Source organism: Beduini massiliensis, from assembly GCF_000829905.1.
Taxonomy (GTDB): Bacteria; Bacillota_I; Bacilli_A; order Erysipelotrichales; family Coprobacillaceae; genus Beduini; species Beduini massiliensis.
The window spans coordinates 316,331-333,476 of the sequence record NZ_CDPP01000004.1 but is presented as its reverse complement, the minus strand read 5'-3'; the positions used below and the strand labels follow the sequence as shown (position 1 = coordinate 333,476).

The window sequence follows — 17,146 nt, the reverse complement described above, 5'->3', positions numbered from 1 at the left end:
TCCAACTGATGGTATCTTCTTTTCTAATGAATAACCCTCTATAATTTAGGTGTAAGTTATTACAGAAAGAGGTAAATGTATGAGAAAAACAATGGGCGAAAAAATTAATGATTTAAGAAAACAAAGAAAGATGACACAAGATGAATTAGCAGAAAAGATGGGAGTGTCTTCTCAAGCTGTCAGCAAATGGGAAAAAGATTTAAGTATTCCCGATCTTCCTGTTTTAGTCGAGTTATCTGACTATTTCGGTGTTTCCCTTGATGATTTAGTAAAAGAGCGTGATGAAACGGTTCGCTATGTTCCGATGGAAGCACGAAAAAATATTAATGAAATGTTTCTGCGTGTCAATATTTTATCGGTAGAGGGGGATAAAGTAAAAGTAAATCTGCCTTTAATTTTTGTGAAAATGGCGGCCGATATGAAGATTGAACTCCCTGAGTTTAATGGCAGTGAGATACTAAAAGGATTGGATTTACACATGATTATCTCTTTAATTGAGAATGGTGCGATTGGCAAGATTGTAGAGATTGAAAGCAGTGCAGGGGATATTGTTGAAGTGATGGTCGAATAATGAAGATTCGTATAAAGTCCAAAGGATTCCGGCTTTGGCTGTATCTTCCTTACTCCTTGTTTTTAAATCGTTATAGCTTCTCTCTTTTGTTTTATGCTTTAAAAAGGTATGTCTATATATCGCCAATGGGACAAAGAGATTTTTTAAAACAAATAAAGAAGTATCGAAAACAATTCAAAGGTCTCACATTAGTAGAAGTACATTCCAGCGATGGAGATGACATCATCATTCGTTTATGAATGATAACAAAAACCGATAACAGTGAAAAATGACACTTATGTATCGGTTTTTTTATATACTCTGTTATTGGTTAATCTTAATTAGTCAGAGTAATTCAGGATAACAGGAAGCTTTGACTTTATTTTCAAATAGAGGGGGCAGTGTTTTATATGTAACGGAGATAATTAGATTGAACATGTCCTTAGGAAAAATTAAAACAGCATCACCTAACTAAAGATGATACTGTTGGATCGTTCTATTTTGCGATAATAACACCGGCATCTGATGCTTCTAAGTGGGTAGAAAAGAATACTTTCATCGCTTCAATCATATAAGCTGTATCTTTTGCTCCGGCAAGTTCAAAGCTTGAATGCATAGCTAGTTGGGCTAATCCAATATCAATGGAAGTAATGCTGACTTGATAAGAACTGATTGCACCTAAAGTTCCGCCACCCATTAAGTCAGATCGATTTGTATAATGCTGATAAGGAACATTCGCTTTTTTACAGCATTCAATAAATAAAGCTGCGGATAATGCATCTGTTGTATAAGATTGTCTTGCACTGTATTTAATGACAACCCCATCGTTCATATAGACACGGTTATGTGGATCTGAAAGATCTTGATGATTTGGATGGACTGCATGAGCATTATCGGCTGATACGATCATAGAAGACGCTAAAGCACGATGAAGGCGTTCATCATTTCCCCCGATATTTTGATTAATACGTGATAGTGTATCGATTAAAAATGTTGAAGCAGCACCCTGTTTAGTAGAGCTGCCTACTTCTTCATTATCTGCCATAAAGAATACATTGATCGATTGATCTGCTTTCCCTTCTAAAAATCCTTTTAGTGTGGCAAATACACATTGTAAGTCATCTAAACGAGGAGATCCTATAAATTCTTCATCTAATCCGATCATTGTGCCTGAACTGCGTGGGTAAAGATAAAGGTCAGATGAGTAAATCGTGTCGGGGTCTACATTTAAACTTTCCGCAATCAATGTCTCGAATGCTTTCTCGTCTAAAGCAGTGCTTCCAACTAAAGGCAGCATATCAATCTGGGTATTATATTTTTTGCCATTGTTGGCTTCGCGGTCTAAATGAATAGCGAGATTAGGAATAATCAGCAGATCTTTATCAATATTAACTAACTTAGTTTCAAAACGATCGTTGTTTTTAATGATTGCTCTTCCGGCAACCGATAACGGACGGTCGAACCACGGTGCACAAAGTGCTCCGCCATACATTTCAACATTTAGTTTATGATAGCGATTATCACTGACGATACGTGACACCGGTTTGATTTTAAAGGTTGGCGTATCGCAATGTGCGGCACTTATATTAAAACTATATTGATCTAACTGAGTACCAATGGCAAAGGCAATGAGTGCACTCGTATTTTTAGAAACATAATATTTTCCACCTGGTTTTAATTCCCATGAATGGTTTTCTACCAGTTCCGTAAATCCGGCTTGATTAAGTATTTTTTTCACGGTTTCATTAGCGTGAAATGAAGTGGGTGAATCATTAATAAAAGAGATTAATTCTTTCGATATTTCTTTATACATTCTTTGTCCTCCTTATATGCCACCTATTATAGCATAAACCGTAAAAAAATAATTCTTTATATTTGATTTTTGCAACAAATATAATATAATAACACAAAGAAAAAGACAATTTGTGATAATCGGAGGAAAAGACAGTGAAGTTTACGAAAATGCATGGAATCGGCAATGATTATATCTATGTCAATGGGATGAGTGAGGATGTCTGTTATGATGAAGAATATATCCAAAAAATCAGCGATCGGCATACCGGGATTGGTTCTGACGGAATGATTGTGATCTTAGATTCGGAGCATTGTGATTTTAAGATGCGAATGTTTAATAAAGATGGCAGTGAAGGCAAGATGTGTGGTAACGGCATTCGCTGTTTTGCGAAATTTGTGTATGATCACGGTCTGACAAATAAAGATCAAATCACGGTGGAAACCTTAGGGGGCAATAAGATCGTCTATCTTCATATTGTCAATGGCGAAGTAATTTCCGCTAAAGTAGACATGGGTCAGCCCATCTTTGAATGCGCTAAGATACCTGTTGCTGTAGAACATATGCAGATGATAGATGCCCCGCTGACGATTCATGATCATACTTATCAAGTAACTTGTCTTTCAATGGGGAATCCTCATTGCGTTATTTTCGTAAACGATGTCATGAGTATGGATTTAGATAAAATTGGACCATACTTTGAACATAGTCACTATTTCCCAGAATCGGTGAACACTGAATTTGTTGAAATGATAGATGAAGATACAATAAGAATGAGAGTCTGGGAAAGAGGCTCAAAAGAAACACAAGCCTGTGGAACCGGTGCCTGTGCTTCTGCTGTTGCGGCAATGCTTTTATCTCATTGTAAAAGAAAACTAACAGTGCAGCTGTTAGGGGGAGACTTGGAGATTGAATGGGCAGAAGATAATCATGTGTATATGAGTGGTCCGGCAGTAAGTGTTTATCATGGAGAAATTGATTAGGAGGAAAACAATGGAATACAATAATGCAGAACAAATTATTCAGTATATTAAGGAAGCAAAGAAGAAAACACCGATTAAAGTATATATTAACGGAACCCGTTTACCTAAGGATCCGCATTTGAAGATATTTGGTAATGAAGAAAGCTGCGTGCTGATTGGAGATCAAGAAGATGCCAGTGCTTATTTACAGGCGAATAAAGAAAATATAACAGACATTTATATGGAAAGTGATCGTCGTAACAGTGCTATTGATTTATTGGATATATCGTCTATAAATGCTCGCATTGAACCCGGAGCGATTATTCGTAATCATGTAAGCATTGGTGAACAAGCGGTTATTATGATGGGAGCGATTATCAATATTGGCTGTAAGATCGGTGATAATACAATGATTGATATGGGAGCGGTGTTAGGCGGACGTGTCGAAGTGGGAAAACGCTGTCATATCGGTGCCGGAACCGTGTTGGCAGGTGTCATTGAACCTCCTAGTGCATCCCCTGTCATCGTGGAAGATGATGTGATGATTGGCGCCAATGCCGTTGTTGTTGAGGGGGTACATATCGGTAAAGGAGCGATTGTCGGAGCGGGGGCAATCGTCTTGAATGATGTTCCCAGCGGAGCAGTCGTCGCAGGAAATCCGGCAAAGATCATCAAAGCTCATAAAGATGAAAAGACATTGAGTAAAACCCAGTTGTTAGATGATTTAAGACAATTATAGAAAGAGGATAAATATATGGAGGAACGGATCAAACATTGGCGCCAGCAGCTGCATCGCATTCCGGAAATCGGATTAAAAGAGTATAAGACGGCAGAATATCTGCGAGAGCAGTTAACGATGATGGGGTATTCATACGAAACAGTTCTTACTACCGGAACTTTAGTTTATGTGGATGTGCATCAGCCCCAAACGATGGCTTTTCGCAGTGACATTGATGCATTAAACATTGTTGAAAAGAATGCAGTTTCGTTTAAATCACAACACCCGGATAGTATGCATGCATGTGGTCACGATGGACATATGGCAACATTGCTGGGGTTTGCAGACTGGCTAAAAGATCACAAGAGTGAATTACGCTATAATGTCCTGCTGATTTTTCAGCCGGCAGAAGAGTCTCCTGGTGGAGCAGGACTTTTGGTTAAAGAGGGGATCTTAGAAAAATATCATGTCAAAGGGATCTTCGGTTTGCATTTAATGCCGGATATTCCTGCCGGAAAACTGGCTTGCCGTCCGGGACCATTGATGGCAGAATGTGGTGAATTACATGTGACGATTCGCGGACAGAGTTCCCATGCAGGCTTATATCATCAAGGGATTGATACGATCATGATTGCCAGTCAGCTGATTGCGATGTATAAAAGCATTAAAGTAACCTCAGTGTCCCCTTTAGAACAAGGCTTACTTCACATCGGTATGATTGAGGGGGGCAGTGCTAATAATATTGTTGCCAATAAAACGACAATGCATGGGACAGTGCGTACTTACAGTGATGATGTCTTTAAAGAAATCAGTTCCCAGATTAAAAAGATCAATACCTCTATGGAATGTATCTATGGTTGTCAGATTGAATGTGTCTGTGACCCGATGTATCCGCCGGTACTTAATGACCATACTCTTTATCAGCAATTTAAAGCGATTACTTTTAAAGAGGGGGATATCGAATTAAAAGATCCGCTGATGCTGGCAGAAGACTTCTCATTCTATCAGACTAAAGTACCCGGGATATTTTTCTATGTCGGGGTAGGTACCCCAATGCACCATAGCGGACTTCATACCGAGACGTTTAATTTTGATGAACACTATTTATTACGTGGATTGGAAACATATATTGCACTTATCCGAAATATTGAATTATAGGTTCATTTTCAGAACCTTTTTTCATTTATGGAAATAACGCATAAATTATAAAAAAGTCTGTTACGATTAGACCGAGGTGGAAATATGAAAGATGTTAAAATGATATTGTGCGATATTGATGGAACTTTACTGGATGATCATAAAAAGATTACTCCGGCAACTTTAGATGCCATCAGCAAATTAAAAGACCATGGTATATTATTTGGGATTGCCACAGGGCGTTCTCCCATTGCCGTTAAACAGTTGCTTGGGGACTGGGGAGTAGAGGAATATACAGATATTCTAATGGGCTTCAACGGTTCTCAGTATTTTGACTATGCACTGGATAAAGAAGAACGTTCTAATTTAGTAGAGGGATCTATTTTAAAAGATGTAATCGAAGCTTATCAGCACTTTGATATTAGTTTTGGTATTTTTGATGATTATGAATATCATGTGACTCGTGATGATGAAGTTTCAAATGGCATTGCCGAAAATAATAAGTTAAAATTATATGTTGATGATTTATCGGCATATACCAGTACAAATGCAACAAAGATGCTGGCAATGGGACAGCCGGAAGTGATTGACGAGGTAGAAAAGTATTGTATTGCTCATCCGGACTCACGCTATCGTGGGGTGCGTAGTACCAAAACTCTCTTTGAATTTTTAGAACCTCATGTTTCTAAAAGTTTTGGGATTGAACGTATTGCAAAGAATCATGGTTTTACACTTGAAAATGTATGTGTTTTTGGTGATGAATTAAATGATTTGGAAATGATCCGTGATTGCGGTGTTGGTGTTTGCATGGAAAATGGGAATCCCATCGTAAAAGAAATTGCAGATTACGTTACAGCGAGCAATAATGAAGATGGTATTGCGGTATTTATTAATGAGCACATATTAAAAGAGGGATAAGATTATCCCTCTTTTAATGTTTCGTATAAGTCTTGTCCGTGTGTTGCCACTTTGACTTTGTTGAAAAGATGAGTAATCGTACCGGATTCATCTATAACAAAGGTTGTACGTACCACACCCATATACGTTTTGCCATACAACTTTTTTTCCTGCCATACACCGAATGCTTGACAAATGGAAGTATCTTCATCACAAATAAAATCAAGCATTAAATGATTCTTTTCTTTAAACTTTGCCTTAGATTTGGCGTTTTGCGGACTGATTCCTAAAATAGTATAACCAAGATCTTTTAAAAGCTGATAATGATCATTAATTGAGCAGGCTTCTTTTGTACAGCCCGGTGTAGAATCCTTTGGATAAAAGAATAAAATACATTTCTTTCCCAATAAATCATGTAAATTTCCGGCGTTTCCATTATCCAACTGATAATCTAAAGCTGGAATTTTATCTCCAATTTGCAACATGTTGTAACCTCCTGTATAGAAATAATTATATAGAGAATAAGAAAAAAAGACAATGAATGTGCAACACGTTATACGCATAGAATGATAATAGGTGGTAAAATGGCTAAAAGAAAAATAAGAAAAATGCGTTTGGCAATGTTGATCGGGAGTATCACCGTTATTTTATTAGCGGCAATAGCCGGCGCATCCGTATTTTTATTAAAAAAGAATAAACTTCTCACAACATCAAAAGCAGAACTGTGCATACATGACACTTTTGATCCTAAAGGTTATTTAAGAAAACAATATCAAGGTAAAGAGGTCAATATAGCAGGAGATGTCCATACGGATCAACTAGGCGAATATGAACTTACATATACGTTTGAAGAGAAACAGGATGTACTGCGGGTTTTTGTTGTGGATCACTTAGTACCGGAAGTAACGCTGAAAGAAGCAACTTTTATTCAGGGAGAATCTGTTTTGCCGGAAGATCTTATTGAAAGCATTCATGACGATTCAGCAACAACCGTTACTTTTGATCAGGATTATGATTTTAGTGAATTAGGAGATTATACAGTAAAAGTCATCGTTACAGATGAATGGGACAATCAAATCACCCAAGAAACTGTAATTCATATTGAAAAGAAAGACAAAACACCACCGGTCATGCAGGGGTTAAGTAAAATGACGGCTCCGGCGAGCAGTCCTATCAATTATTATGACGGGGTAAAAGCAATTGATAACCAAGACCCAGATCCCGAGTTTACGGCGGATTTCAGTAAGGTCAGAGAAAGTGTGCCGGGGAATTATGAAATATATTATACGGCTAAAGACAGACAGGGCAATGAAGCGGTATATACGCGTGAAATTGAAATTACCAAAGTTAAGAATGCTGAGAAAGTCGTATACTTAACGATAGATGATGGACCTAGTTTTAATACTCCGGAAATTCTATCGATTTTAAAACGTTATAACGCCAAAGCAACTTTTTTTGTTACCGGGATGTGTCCGGAATATTACAGCTATATTAAAGAGGCGCATGATCAGGGGCATGCCATTGGGATGCATACGTACTGTCATGACTATGATAAAATTTATTCAAGTGATGAAGCTTATATCGAAGATTTGAATAAAATTACCGATGTAGTGGAAGGGCAGATCGGCTATCGTCCTAACATCTTTCGTTTTCCCGGCGGAAGCAGCAATACCGTCAGCAGTCATTATAATAAAGGCATTATTTCTCGATTAAGTGATTATTCAAATCGCAATGGGATGATTTATTATGACTGGAATGCCGATATAGGCGATGGCAATGCCGGGCTGACCGCACAAGATATGATTACCCGTGCGGTTGAAAGCGGAGATGGAATCACCCGTATTGTTATGCTGATGCATGATGGCAGAGGAAGTACGGAAAGTGTTAAAGCCCTGCCAAGCATTATTCAATATTATCAGGATCGCGGCTATGTCTTTAAAGCGTTGGAAGAAGATTCACCAACAGCCCATCATCGTATTTATAACTAACACCTTCAAAGGTGTTTTTTTTGCTTGATATAGTAAAAAACTATGACAAATAACACATTTTTGGTATAATTATAAATATTGTGAAGATTAAAAAAATATGGTTCAATAATAAGGAGAAATTATGAAAAAGAAATATATGTTTTTTGATATTGATGGAACATTAACCAATGATAATCCGGGGGGAATTATTCTGCCTTCAACCCGACGTGCTTTAAAAAAACTTCAGGAAAATGGACATTTTGTTGCGATTGCAACCGGGCGTGCCCATTGGATGGCAATGGATGCCGCAGAGGAAACAGGAATTCTTAATCTTGTTCATGATGGTGGGAATGGCATCACTATTGATGGAAAAGTGCAGTGGATTCATCCGTTAGACCGCAAAAAGGCTTTGCTGATCATTGATGAAGCAATGGCGAATGGCTTCCATGTCGAAGTGGTAATCGATGATACTCCTGCCCATTATACTAAAACGGCGCCTAAAGAAGATGCCGGATGGTGTGACATTATCGTGAAGCCGGATATGGATTTTCATCAGTTAAAAGAGATTTATAAAGTTTATATCACGATGACGCAAGAGGAAGAATCACAGTTAAGGCATTTAAAAACATTGGGGTACATGCGTTATCGTCCAGATGGTATTATTGTAGAACCGGATGATAAATATCATGGTATTGTCGATCTTGTTCAATTAATTGGCGGTAATGAAGAAGATATCGTTGTATTTGGTGACGGACATAATGACTACACCATGTTTAAGCAAGCACCAATGTCGATTGCTATGGGGAATGCCATCGATGAGTTAAAAGAAATTGCAACATTTATTACGAAGTCCAATAAAGAAAATGGGATTGAGTATGCCTGTCAGCATTTTGGCTGGATTGATTAGAAAGGAATTTGTATGAAAATAGATGAACTGTTAAAAAAGAAAGCAACGATCTCGTTTGAGATTTTTCCACCTAAAAATAAAGATGGCAATATTGATTCCATCTATCGTACCATTGATGAATTAGCCCATTTGAATCCGGATTTTATTTCAGTAACATACGGAGCCGGAGGAAGTTCTAAAGGGAAAACGGTTGAGATTGCTTCTAAAATAAAAAATGAATATCAAATCGAGGCAGTGGCTCATTTAAGCTGTATTACATCGACGAAGGAAGAAATAAAGACGATCTGCAAGGAATTAAAAGAGAATCATATAGAAAATATACTTTCTTTAAGAGGGGATTATCCCGCAGATCCGGACTTTAAACGAGCAGAACAACCGGATTTTATGTATGCCAGTGATCTGAATCAATTTATTTATGAAGAATTTGGTGATACGTTTTGTTTAAGTGGTGCATGTTATCCGGAAGTGCATCAGGAAGCAGACAGCTTTGAATGTGATTTGGAAAATTTAGTCAGAAAAGTAGAGGCAGGTGCTAAATATTTGATTACCCAAATCTTTTTTGACAATCACTATTATTATCGTTTAGTAAAGGAAATTCGTAAAAGAGGTATTGATGTTCCGATTTTAGCTGGGATTATGCCGGTAACGAACGCTAAAGGATTGCTTCATACAGCGAAGCTATGCGGTTGTAATATTCCTTATGATCTTTCGACGATGATCGAACGTTATCGTGATAATCAAAAAGCAATGCGCGAAATCGGAGTACAGTATGCGACGATGCAGATCTTAGACTTAATTACCAATGGGGTTGATGGGATTCATATTTATACGATGAATAAACCAAGAATTGCCAAGAGTATTTTTGAAGCCATCCCAGAGGTGCTAAAAGGGATGAATCCATGAATGAACAAGCGTTAAAGTATTTAGGCTATATGACGCAGACCATTACTCCGGAAATGGAAGCGATGATGGAGGAATGCACGAAGGAAGTAGAGAAGTACGCTGAATTTAAAGCGGTTTATGAAACATTTACATTAGCACATCAGCCTTTGTCCATTCCTGCCATTGATCTAAATTTAGATTATCCGGCATTGAATCGTTTATTAGAAAATTGTTCTCATTGTATCCTCATAGCCTGTACTTTAGGGTCCGGCTTAGAACGTCGAATCCGCTATTACGGAAAATTTGATCAGGCAAGAATGATCGTAATGGATGCCATCGGCAGTGCCTATGTGGAATCACAATGTGATGCCTTTGAACAAACATTGAATTTAAGTCAGAGAACGTACCGCTTTTGTCCCGGTTATGAGCAGACACCTTTATCGATTAATCGAAAGATCGCTAAAGTATTGGAAATTCATAAAAGGATCGGAATAGAATTGAGTGATGGAGATTTGATGATTCCACAAAAATCAATGATCGGCATTATCGGTATTGGGGATTCCGGTCATAAAAAAACATGCAGAGACTGCGTGCTGAAAGAAAACTGTGATTTCCAAAGGAGGAATACAAGATGCTACAAGATCGATTAGGAAAAGACTTGCTGATCTTTGATGGGGCAATGGGAACCCAACTGCAGGAAAAAGGGTTAAAAGCCGGAGAAATCCCGGAAATGCTGAATATAACACATCCAAAATGGCTCCAAGATATTCATGAAGCCTATTTGCGGGCAGGAGCAGATTTCATCACAACGAATACATTTGGCGCAAACCGATTAAAGATGAAAGAAGCACCGGCATCATTAAAAGAAATCATAGAATCCGCTGTACATAATGCGAAAGAGGCAAGAAAGAAAGTAGGAAAAGAAGCCTATATTGCTTTAGATATCGGACCCATCGGAAGTCTTATGGAACCTATGGGAACACTTACTTTTGACGAAGCTTACGATATTGTTAAGGAACAGGTCTTGTTGGCAAAAGATGAGGTGGATCTCATCTTGTTTGAAACCATGAGTGATCTTTATGAAGTCAAGGCGGGAATCTTGGCGGCGAAGGAAAATTGTGATCTGCCGATTTTTGTAACAATGACATTTGAGGCGAATGGACGTACACTTTCGGGAAGCACACCTACAACAATGGTTAATGTCTGCAGTGGATTAGGGGTCGATGCCATAGGGGTTAACTGTTCACTGGGGCCGGATGAATTAAAACCGATTATCGAAGAAATTCTGTCTGTTTCTCATTTACCGGTCATGATTCAGCCTAATGCGGGGTTGCCTTGCTTAGTAGATGGGCATACGCATTTTGATATTACGCGTGAGCATTACTGTGCTTCTGTTTTGGCTTACGCTAAAAAGGGGGTCAGCATTATCGGCGGCTGTTGTGGAACTACCCCGGCATTTATTGAATTGCTTAAACAAACATTGCCAAGACAGACTGCTCTGCGCAAGATATCTAATAAAACCTTGGTTTCCAGTGGAACGGATACAATAGAATTAGGAAAAACGATTACGGTATGCGGGGAACGTTTGAACCCCACCGGAAAGAAAAAATTGAAACAAGCATTATTGGATCAACAGTATGATCGTGTTGTTTTAGAAGCGATCAATCAGGAACGTGCCGGCGCTCATGTCTTAGATGTCAATGTCGGAGTTCCGGGAATTGATGAACCTTTGGCAATGAAAAATGTAATTAAGATGGTACAGGAAGTGGTGACCTTACCTTTACAGATTGATAGTTCGAATATTGAAGCATTGGAAACTGGCTGTCGTTATTATAACGGGCGCCCTTTAGTCAATTCGGTTAATGGTAAAATGGAATCAATGGAAAGCATTTTCCCGATCGTTAAAAAATATGGCGGCATCATCATCGGCTTAACATTAGATGATCGGGGAATTCCTGACCGTGCGGAAGATCGTTTTGAAATTGCGAAAAAGATCATCGCCAAAGCTAAAGATTATGGCATTTATGAAGACAGCATTGTAATCGACTGTCTGGTATTGACGGCTTCTGCCAAACAATCGGAGGTCATGGAGACGATCAAAGCTGTTCAAATGGTCAAAACACTTGGCGTGCACACAGTTCTAGGGGTCAGCAATGTATCGTTTGGACTTCCCGATCGTCCGTTGCTTAATCGTACTTATCTGACCATGGCGATGACAGCTGGGTTGGATCTTCCTATCATGAATCCAATGGATCAGGAAATGATGGCAGTCATCGATGCGTTCAATGTCTTGCATCATAACGATGTTGATGCGGCTTGTTATATTGAACGACATGTAGAACAGACTAAAAAGCCGCCGGTATCTTCAAACACTGTCTTTACTTTAAAAGAAATTGTGATGCGAGGAATCAAGGACGAAGTGGTCTTAGCAACACGTAAACAGTTGGAAGAAAAAAACGCGATGGAGATTATCAACACGATCCTCATCCCCGCACTCGAAGAAGTAGGGAATGGCTTTGAAAAAGGAACCGTCTTTTTACCACAGCTTATTCAATCGGCTGAAACAACCAAAATGGCTTTTGAGATTTTAAAAGAGACCTTTAAAAAGGATACAGAGACACTGAAAGGTCCTATTGTCTTAGCTACGGTTGAAGGAGATATCCATGATATTGGAAAGAATATTGTGAAAGTTGTTTTAGAAAGTTATGGTTTTTTAGTGATTGATTTAGGACGTGATGTAAAGGTGGAAAAAGTAGTGGAAGCCTATCATCAATATCAGCCTAAGCTTATTGGATTAAGCGCCCTTATGACAACAACGGTGGTATCGATGGAAAAGACGATTGCGTTATTAAAACAGATTGAACATGTCTGTCCGATCATGGTAGGAGGAGCGGTGCTGACACCGGAATATGCACAACAGATTCATGCTGATTATTACGCAAAAGATGCCTTGCAAAGTGTGGAGATCGCACAAAAGGTGATTGGCTGATATGAAAAGAAAATTTTTACTTCTTCTACTTGCGGGATTATTTTTATGCGGTTGTCAGATCAATTACGATGAAAATTATATAGAGAAATATAAAACATATCTCGACTTTGCATTTAAGGACTACGCAGTCATTAAAAATGAACGTGTAAAATATAATAGTTCTCCCGTTCCATTGCATGGAGAGTACGATCAATATGAGATATCTTATCTGGCTGATGATGGTCAAACCTATCTGCTGGCTTTTGATAATCGCGAAGATTTTCGCTGGACCATCTTAAATCATGCTAAAAGCCGTTCCGAAGAAATCGTTTTAACTTATTTTGAAGATGTCTTTCCGGGATTTAAAGAAAGTGAAAATTTAGATATTTTCTATGATTTTAAAGTTCCCAGGGATAAAGAGGGTAATAATCAATATAATAAAAAAATGCTTTCAGGAAAAGAGTTCTTCTTTTTTAAAGGAAAAGGATTGCCATTCACCCATTTTGATATTTCACTTTTAAAAGAGTATCAGATCTATTTCTCATTTATTATTAATTATAATATGCAAAGCGGACAGGGGTATGGTGATGAAGAAGCATTTAAACAGGCACTTGTACCGATCTTTTCACAACTCTCTTCTTTAGCTCAAAACAATCAATGGACTGCTCGTGTGAATATTAATGATATAGAAGGCAACAGGATAGAATATACAGTGGAGTATAATCCAAATATACAGACAATTGAATATAAAAAAATAACACCATAGCCAACCACTATGGTGTTATTATTTAAAAAGATGAACTTCAATACGGCGTCCTTCGTTTCCATTTGCCGCTTCATAACAAATCAGACAAACTTTCATTTGATGGGTCTGATTATCATATTTTAATATATTATAGCTTAAATATTTCATTCGGCTTTCTTTTAAGTAGCCACATGAAGAACCACAGGATACCACATAGAACTGATGATATTTTCTAAAATACGGAATATGTTTATGTCCGTGCAAGATATATTGAACATTTCGTTTTTCCAGCCAATCAATCAAAATATCGGAGTCGACCAATTCTTTTGATGTTTCAATAATCTTACTTAATACTTTTTTCTCGTTCCATTTTTTCTTTAGGAAATCTGCTTTATCAATCGGGAATACATGATGATGAATCATGACCATTAATTGATAACTGGCTAAATCTGTGATAGCCGATAATTCTTCGTCAATTTCTTCAAGTTGTTGTGCTCCTACTTTACCACGGGCAAGATTTCCTTCATAAGCGGAATTGATCTTAATTAAGATAATTTTTTCTTTTTCCAAGACTTTGATATTTTCGCCAAGCAAGTAAGCGACTACCTTTGCTTTTTGCACACGTAGTAAATTCAGCCCGTGAACAATCACATCATGATTTCCTAGAATAAAGGAAATATCGGCTTTATAACGTTTTTTTAGATCATTCATTAATCCGGAAGCTAAGTACATATTTTTACGATTGGGACTATTCATTAAATCCCCAGTAATCAGAATTTTCGTTTGATTCTCTTTTGGTAAAGAGGGATAGAGATTATCTAAGGAACGTATCAACGCCGCCGCACCGGAATTATGTTTTTTTGATCCCAGATGTAAATCGCTTAAATGAATAAAGAAAGTTTCATCTTGTTTTAACTGCGTAGCCACTCCATTGAGAATGATTGCTTCGAGTTCATCTTTAGAATGAACCGGGATAAAACAGATTTCATCTTCATGAATTTTTAAAATGCCCGGCCATTGATCTGCATTAAATAGAGCCTGCATTAGAATATGAGCAGGGTTAGAAAACATATAACGATCTTCATCGAAAGCCTCCAACGGGTAAAAAATCATGCCGCTATATAAATCCTGTAATTTTTTCATATAATCTTTATCAATAAAACATTGATTAATTGGATTTTGCTGATCTTTTCCTGGGAAAAGCAGGTAATGCGTCTCTAAGCGATTCTTTGCGATAAATGCATCTAATTCTCCTTGAATATCCATTCTTAGTAATGCTTCGATCTGAATGACTTCTTTACGTCCGGTTAGAAGCGGCAGATCATCTTCTTTGATTCTTTTTAACCATTGAAAGTCAATGTTTTGCTCAACCATCCACTTTTTCATTTCATAGTGGTTTTGGGCTGATGAAAATAAAGTCGTGATAAAGACATCCGGATTTTCATAAAGCAAATGGATGATTGCATTAATAAAATCAAATGTCATACTTATCACCTCCATGCCTTTTATTATACACAATTTTAAGACAAAATAATACTACTTGATTTGGTTTTGTGTAGTCTGGAAATAAGATCAGTTTTATCTTTGAAACAATAAAAGACCATGTCCATTGTTTTAGGCATGATCTCTTAGAGAATTAAAAGAAACTTTTTGTTTTAAAGAGAATGAATATATTATTATTTTGTATTTTGATATGCATTTTTTATCTAATTTTTAGTAACTGTTTTTCTTTTTTAATACAGCAGTTATGACTAAGCTAGATAAAATCAAGTAGGACATCAGTAATGTAATACTTATTGTATCTCCGGTGTTGGGTGCTGCATTTTCAGTATCCGTTTTATCTGAAGTGTCTGTTTTTATCATACCATGGATTGTGAATGTTGTATCGGCTTTGCCATCTGTATATATAACCGCTAAATGATATGTACCAGCCTCTAAAGTGTTTAGATAATCCGGATTCAATGTTACTACAGTACTTCCGGATTGAGCGATGTAATTAGACGGAGCGATTAATTTTTCATTTATCGATACACCGATAAATTTATTGAAATCTCCATTTACTATTACTTTTAAACCACTATTAGAATTTTCACTCCATTGACTATTTGCGCCTTCAATATATAAATATTCCGGTGTTGTTTCCAGTGTTGGAATTTCAACACTCTCTAAAATTTGTCCGCAGACAGTACATTCTTTATGTTTGTTCCCTTTTTTTGTTGAAGTTGCTTCTTTATCAATAATCCAATTACTTTCTATATGGGGGGCTAAATTCAGTTTTTCACCGTCATTAGCAATACATTCATGCCAATGATTGAGTTCGTCTTTAGACCACATCTCTAAGGGAGTATGTATATGGGGAGGAATATCCTCATATGTAGCAGTGACTTCCACAGTTTCATCTGACATTAAGAATGTAGTGGTTGCATTTTTAGTATTGGCAAGTGTAATATCGCCAGAAACAACTGTCCATTCTTTAAACTGTTTTCCAGTGACAGGAGTATCTGCCTGAATAGTGATGGTTGCATCTTTTTGAGCATAATGTGTAATATTCTCTCCAATTGCAACCACTTTAGTACCCGTTAATGTGGCATTTGTTGCAGTTAGCCTGTAAACTTCCGTTGCATTATCTAATGTTCCCCATGTACTTACGGGATTAGTGATATAGAAAAAGCCATCTGAAAACACAGGTATAGTGGTATACCAGCCAATTTTACTATTATCAATAATTGCGATATCTTTCGCAGACATTTTAACAATGTATGGAGCGGCATTGCCATTACTATTGCTGTTGCTTCCAAACACATAAGCATTTTGAACGAATAGTACTCTTTGCACATCTGGGTTTTCTGTGAAACGTATTGGCAAGCCTACGGTTGTATTTCCTGCATTCTCACCGATACTGCCTGCTTGTACTTCTGCCTTGCTATTTATGGTAACATTGCCACTTGCGATAATGGCATCACCACTGTCACAATTCGATTCAAAGCTGGCACCGCCTTGAATATTGCCGCCATTGATTGTAACATTTGCAGCACGGATTGCTGCTCCTGCTTTACCACTATCACCGCTGTTTCTTTCTATAATGGATGCTCCGGCAACAACACAGCTAAATAAATCTGCGTCAGTCATGATACTGACGTCACCTGTGACATCAATGGTTGCAGGGGGATTATATACCGTTGTTGTTCCATACGCTGTACTTGGCTGCAAAACTGATTTTGAAATAATTACATTCCCCGTACCGCTTATCATAGATTGATTGAGATTAGTGCTTTCAATAGCGATATTTTCTAGCTTTAATATGGCATTATTTTGAATGTTAAAATACAGGTTTTTAATATAAACCAGATAAAACGATTGGTCAGTTGGTTCACACTTAATTGTAATATTTTTTGTAATTGAAAGGGTAACATTTGCTGTTGTCAAACGTAATGCGCTTATATCAATAACGTCATTTTCAGCTGCGTTATCGATAAGGTCCTGTACTTGTGACCAGTCAGTCGCGGTATTTTCGGCGGCACATACACTTGTCGGCATGATTGTAAATGCCATCATCATGACCATTATCAGGGACAACAGTAGTTTGCTTAATCTTTTCTTCACATTTTTTCCTCCTTTTTA

General features: G+C 37.5%; 16 protein-coding genes. 12 read left to right on the top strand and 4 right to left on the bottom strand.

From position 1 onward, the window contains the following. The first annotated feature begins 79 nt into the window (after positions 1–79). Both BN1225_RS05420 and BN1225_RS14740 read left to right on the top strand, forming a co-directional pair. Positions 80–571, top strand: a complete 492-nt coding sequence (locus BN1225_RS05420) for a helix-turn-helix domain-containing protein (RefSeq protein ID WP_041138780.1) — start codon at positions 80–82, stop codon at positions 569–571. Beyond that, on the top strand, positions 571–810 hold the full coding sequence (locus BN1225_RS14740) for a hypothetical protein (RefSeq protein ID WP_147585182.1): 240 nt from the start codon (positions 571–573) through the stop codon (positions 808–810). The genes BN1225_RS05420 and BN1225_RS14740 overlap by 1 nt, the downstream gene beginning before the upstream one ends. A 236-nt stretch (positions 811–1,046) precedes the next feature. Here the strand turns inward: BN1225_RS14740 and BN1225_RS05415 are convergent, their stop codons facing one another. Then, complete coding sequence (locus BN1225_RS05415; protein ID WP_041138779.1) at positions 1,047–2,363, bottom strand: M18 family aminopeptidase; 1,317 nt, start codon at positions 2,361–2,363, stop codon at positions 1,047–1,049. 134 nt (positions 2,364–2,497) lie between these two features. Between BN1225_RS05415 and dapF the strand changes: the two genes are divergently transcribed. The 4 genes from dapF to BN1225_RS05395 all read left to right on the top strand — a co-directional run bounded on the left by dapF (position 2,498) and on the right by BN1225_RS05395 (position 6,077). Beyond that, the gene (gene dapF, locus BN1225_RS05410; RefSeq protein ID WP_041138778.1) at positions 2,498–3,325 is read left to right on the top strand and encodes a diaminopimelate epimerase; all 828 of its coding nucleotides are present in this window, start codon (positions 2,498–2,500) and stop codon (positions 3,323–3,325) included. Between the two features lie 10 nt (positions 3,326–3,335). Continuing rightward, positions 3,336–4,043 carry a 2,3,4,5-tetrahydropyridine-2,6-dicarboxylate N-acetyltransferase gene (gene dapD / locus BN1225_RS05405; protein WP_041138777.1) on the top strand — a complete coding sequence of 236 codons (708 nt, stop codon included), beginning with the start codon at positions 3,336–3,338 and terminating at the stop codon, positions 4,041–4,043. 15 nt (positions 4,044–4,058) lie between these two features. Further along, on the top strand, positions 4,059–5,180 hold the full coding sequence (locus tag BN1225_RS05400) for a M20 metallopeptidase family protein (protein ID WP_041138776.1): 1,122 nt from the start codon (positions 4,059–4,061) through the stop codon (positions 5,178–5,180). 84 nt (positions 5,181–5,264) lie between these two features. Continuing rightward, positions 5,265–6,077, top strand: a complete 813-nt coding sequence (locus BN1225_RS05395; protein ID WP_041138775.1) for a Cof-type HAD-IIB family hydrolase — start codon at positions 5,265–5,267, stop codon at positions 6,075–6,077. Positions 6,078–6,079: 2 nt separating this feature from the next. Here BN1225_RS05395 and bcp read toward each other — a convergent pair whose 3' ends face one another. Beyond that, entirely contained in the window at positions 6,080–6,541 is a 462-nt protein-coding gene (gene bcp / locus BN1225_RS05390; protein ID WP_041138774.1) for a thioredoxin-dependent thiol peroxidase, read from the bottom strand. A 99-nt stretch (positions 6,542–6,640) separates the two neighbouring features. Between bcp and BN1225_RS05385 the strand changes: the two genes are divergently transcribed. The 6 genes from BN1225_RS05385 to BN1225_RS05360 all read left to right on the top strand — a co-directional run bounded on the left by BN1225_RS05385 (position 6,641) and on the right by BN1225_RS05360 (position 13,546). After that, entirely contained in the window at positions 6,641–8,044 is a 1,404-nt protein-coding gene (locus tag BN1225_RS05385; RefSeq protein ID WP_052466362.1) for a polysaccharide deacetylase family protein, read from the top strand. Positions 8,045–8,165: 121 nt separating this feature from the next. Continuing rightward, a complete protein-coding gene (locus BN1225_RS05380; RefSeq protein ID WP_041138773.1) occupies positions 8,166–8,930 on the top strand; it encodes an HAD family hydrolase in 765 nt (254 codons plus the stop codon). Between the two features lie 12 nt (positions 8,931–8,942). Continuing rightward, a complete protein-coding gene (gene metF, locus BN1225_RS05375) occupies positions 8,943–9,833 on the top strand; it encodes a methylenetetrahydrofolate reductase [NAD(P)H] (protein WP_041138772.1) in 891 nt (296 codons plus the stop codon). Continuing rightward, complete coding sequence (locus tag BN1225_RS05370; protein ID WP_041138771.1) at positions 9,830–10,462, top strand: vitamin B12 dependent-methionine synthase activation domain-containing protein; 633 nt, start codon at positions 9,830–9,832, stop codon at positions 10,460–10,462. Before metF ends, BN1225_RS05370 begins: the two co-directional genes overlap by 4 nt. Beyond that, a complete protein-coding gene (locus BN1225_RS05365) occupies positions 10,444–12,801 on the top strand; it encodes a homocysteine S-methyltransferase family protein (RefSeq protein WP_041138770.1) in 2,358 nt (785 codons plus the stop codon). Before BN1225_RS05370 ends, BN1225_RS05365 begins: the two co-directional genes overlap by 19 nt. Before the next feature lies 1 nt (position 12,802). Further along, the gene (locus BN1225_RS05360) at positions 12,803–13,546 is read left to right on the top strand and encodes a hypothetical protein (protein ID WP_041138769.1); all 744 of its coding nucleotides are present in this window, start codon (positions 12,803–12,805) and stop codon (positions 13,544–13,546) included. 18 nt (positions 13,547–13,564) lie between these two features. On the opposite strand, the gene BN1225_RS05355 is transcribed toward BN1225_RS05360, so the two are convergent. Together BN1225_RS05355 and BN1225_RS05350 are read right to left on the bottom strand one after the other, a co-directional pair. Further along, positions 13,565–15,010, bottom strand: a complete 1,446-nt coding sequence (locus BN1225_RS05355) for a metallophosphoesterase family protein (protein ID WP_041138768.1) — start codon at positions 15,008–15,010, stop codon at positions 13,565–13,567. 228 nt (positions 15,011–15,238) lie between these two features. Beyond that, positions 15,239–17,101, bottom strand: a complete 1,863-nt coding sequence (locus BN1225_RS05350) for an InlB B-repeat-containing protein (RefSeq protein WP_147585181.1) — start codon at positions 17,099–17,101, stop codon at positions 15,239–15,241. Between the last annotated feature and the right edge of the window lie 45 nt (positions 17,102–17,146).

Bases quoted from the DNA above. Each gene is read 5' to 3' on its own strand.
- BN1225_RS05420 (WP_041138780.1), top strand. From the start codon at position 80: ATGAGAAAAACAATGGGCGAAAAAATTAATGATTTAAGAAAACAAAGA.
- BN1225_RS14740 (WP_147585182.1), top strand. From the start codon at position 571: ATGAAGATTCGTATAAAGTCCAAAGGATTCCGGCTTTGGCTGTATCTT.
- BN1225_RS05415 (WP_041138779.1), bottom strand. From the start codon at position 2,363: ATGTATAAAGAAATATCGAAAGAATTAATCTCTTTTATTAATGATTCA.
- dapD (WP_041138777.1), top strand. From the start codon at position 3,336: ATGGAATACAATAATGCAGAACAAATTATTCAGTATATTAAGGAAGCA.
- BN1225_RS05400 (WP_041138776.1), top strand. From the start codon at position 4,059: ATGGAGGAACGGATCAAACATTGGCGCCAGCAGCTGCATCGCATTCCG.
- BN1225_RS05395 (WP_041138775.1), top strand. From the start codon at position 5,265: ATGAAAGATGTTAAAATGATATTGTGCGATATTGATGGAACTTTACTG.
- bcp (WP_041138774.1), bottom strand. From the start codon at position 6,541: ATGTTGCAAATTGGAGATAAAATTCCAGCTTTAGATTATCAGTTGGAT.
- BN1225_RS05385 (WP_052466362.1), top strand. From the start codon at position 6,641: ATGGCTAAAAGAAAAATAAGAAAAATGCGTTTGGCAATGTTGATCGGG.
- BN1225_RS05380 (WP_041138773.1), top strand. From the start codon at position 8,166: ATGAAAAAGAAATATATGTTTTTTGATATTGATGGAACATTAACCAAT.
- metF (WP_041138772.1), top strand. From the start codon at position 8,943: ATGAAAATAGATGAACTGTTAAAAAAGAAAGCAACGATCTCGTTTGAG.
- BN1225_RS05370 (WP_041138771.1), top strand. From the start codon at position 9,830: ATGAATGAACAAGCGTTAAAGTATTTAGGCTATATGACGCAGACCATT.
- BN1225_RS05365 (WP_041138770.1), top strand. From the start codon at position 10,444: ATGCTACAAGATCGATTAGGAAAAGACTTGCTGATCTTTGATGGGGCA.
- BN1225_RS05360 (WP_041138769.1), top strand. From the start codon at position 12,803: ATGAAAAGAAAATTTTTACTTCTTCTACTTGCGGGATTATTTTTATGC.
- BN1225_RS05355 (WP_041138768.1), bottom strand. From the start codon at position 15,010: ATGACATTTGATTTTATTAATGCAATCATCCATTTGCTTTATGAAAAT.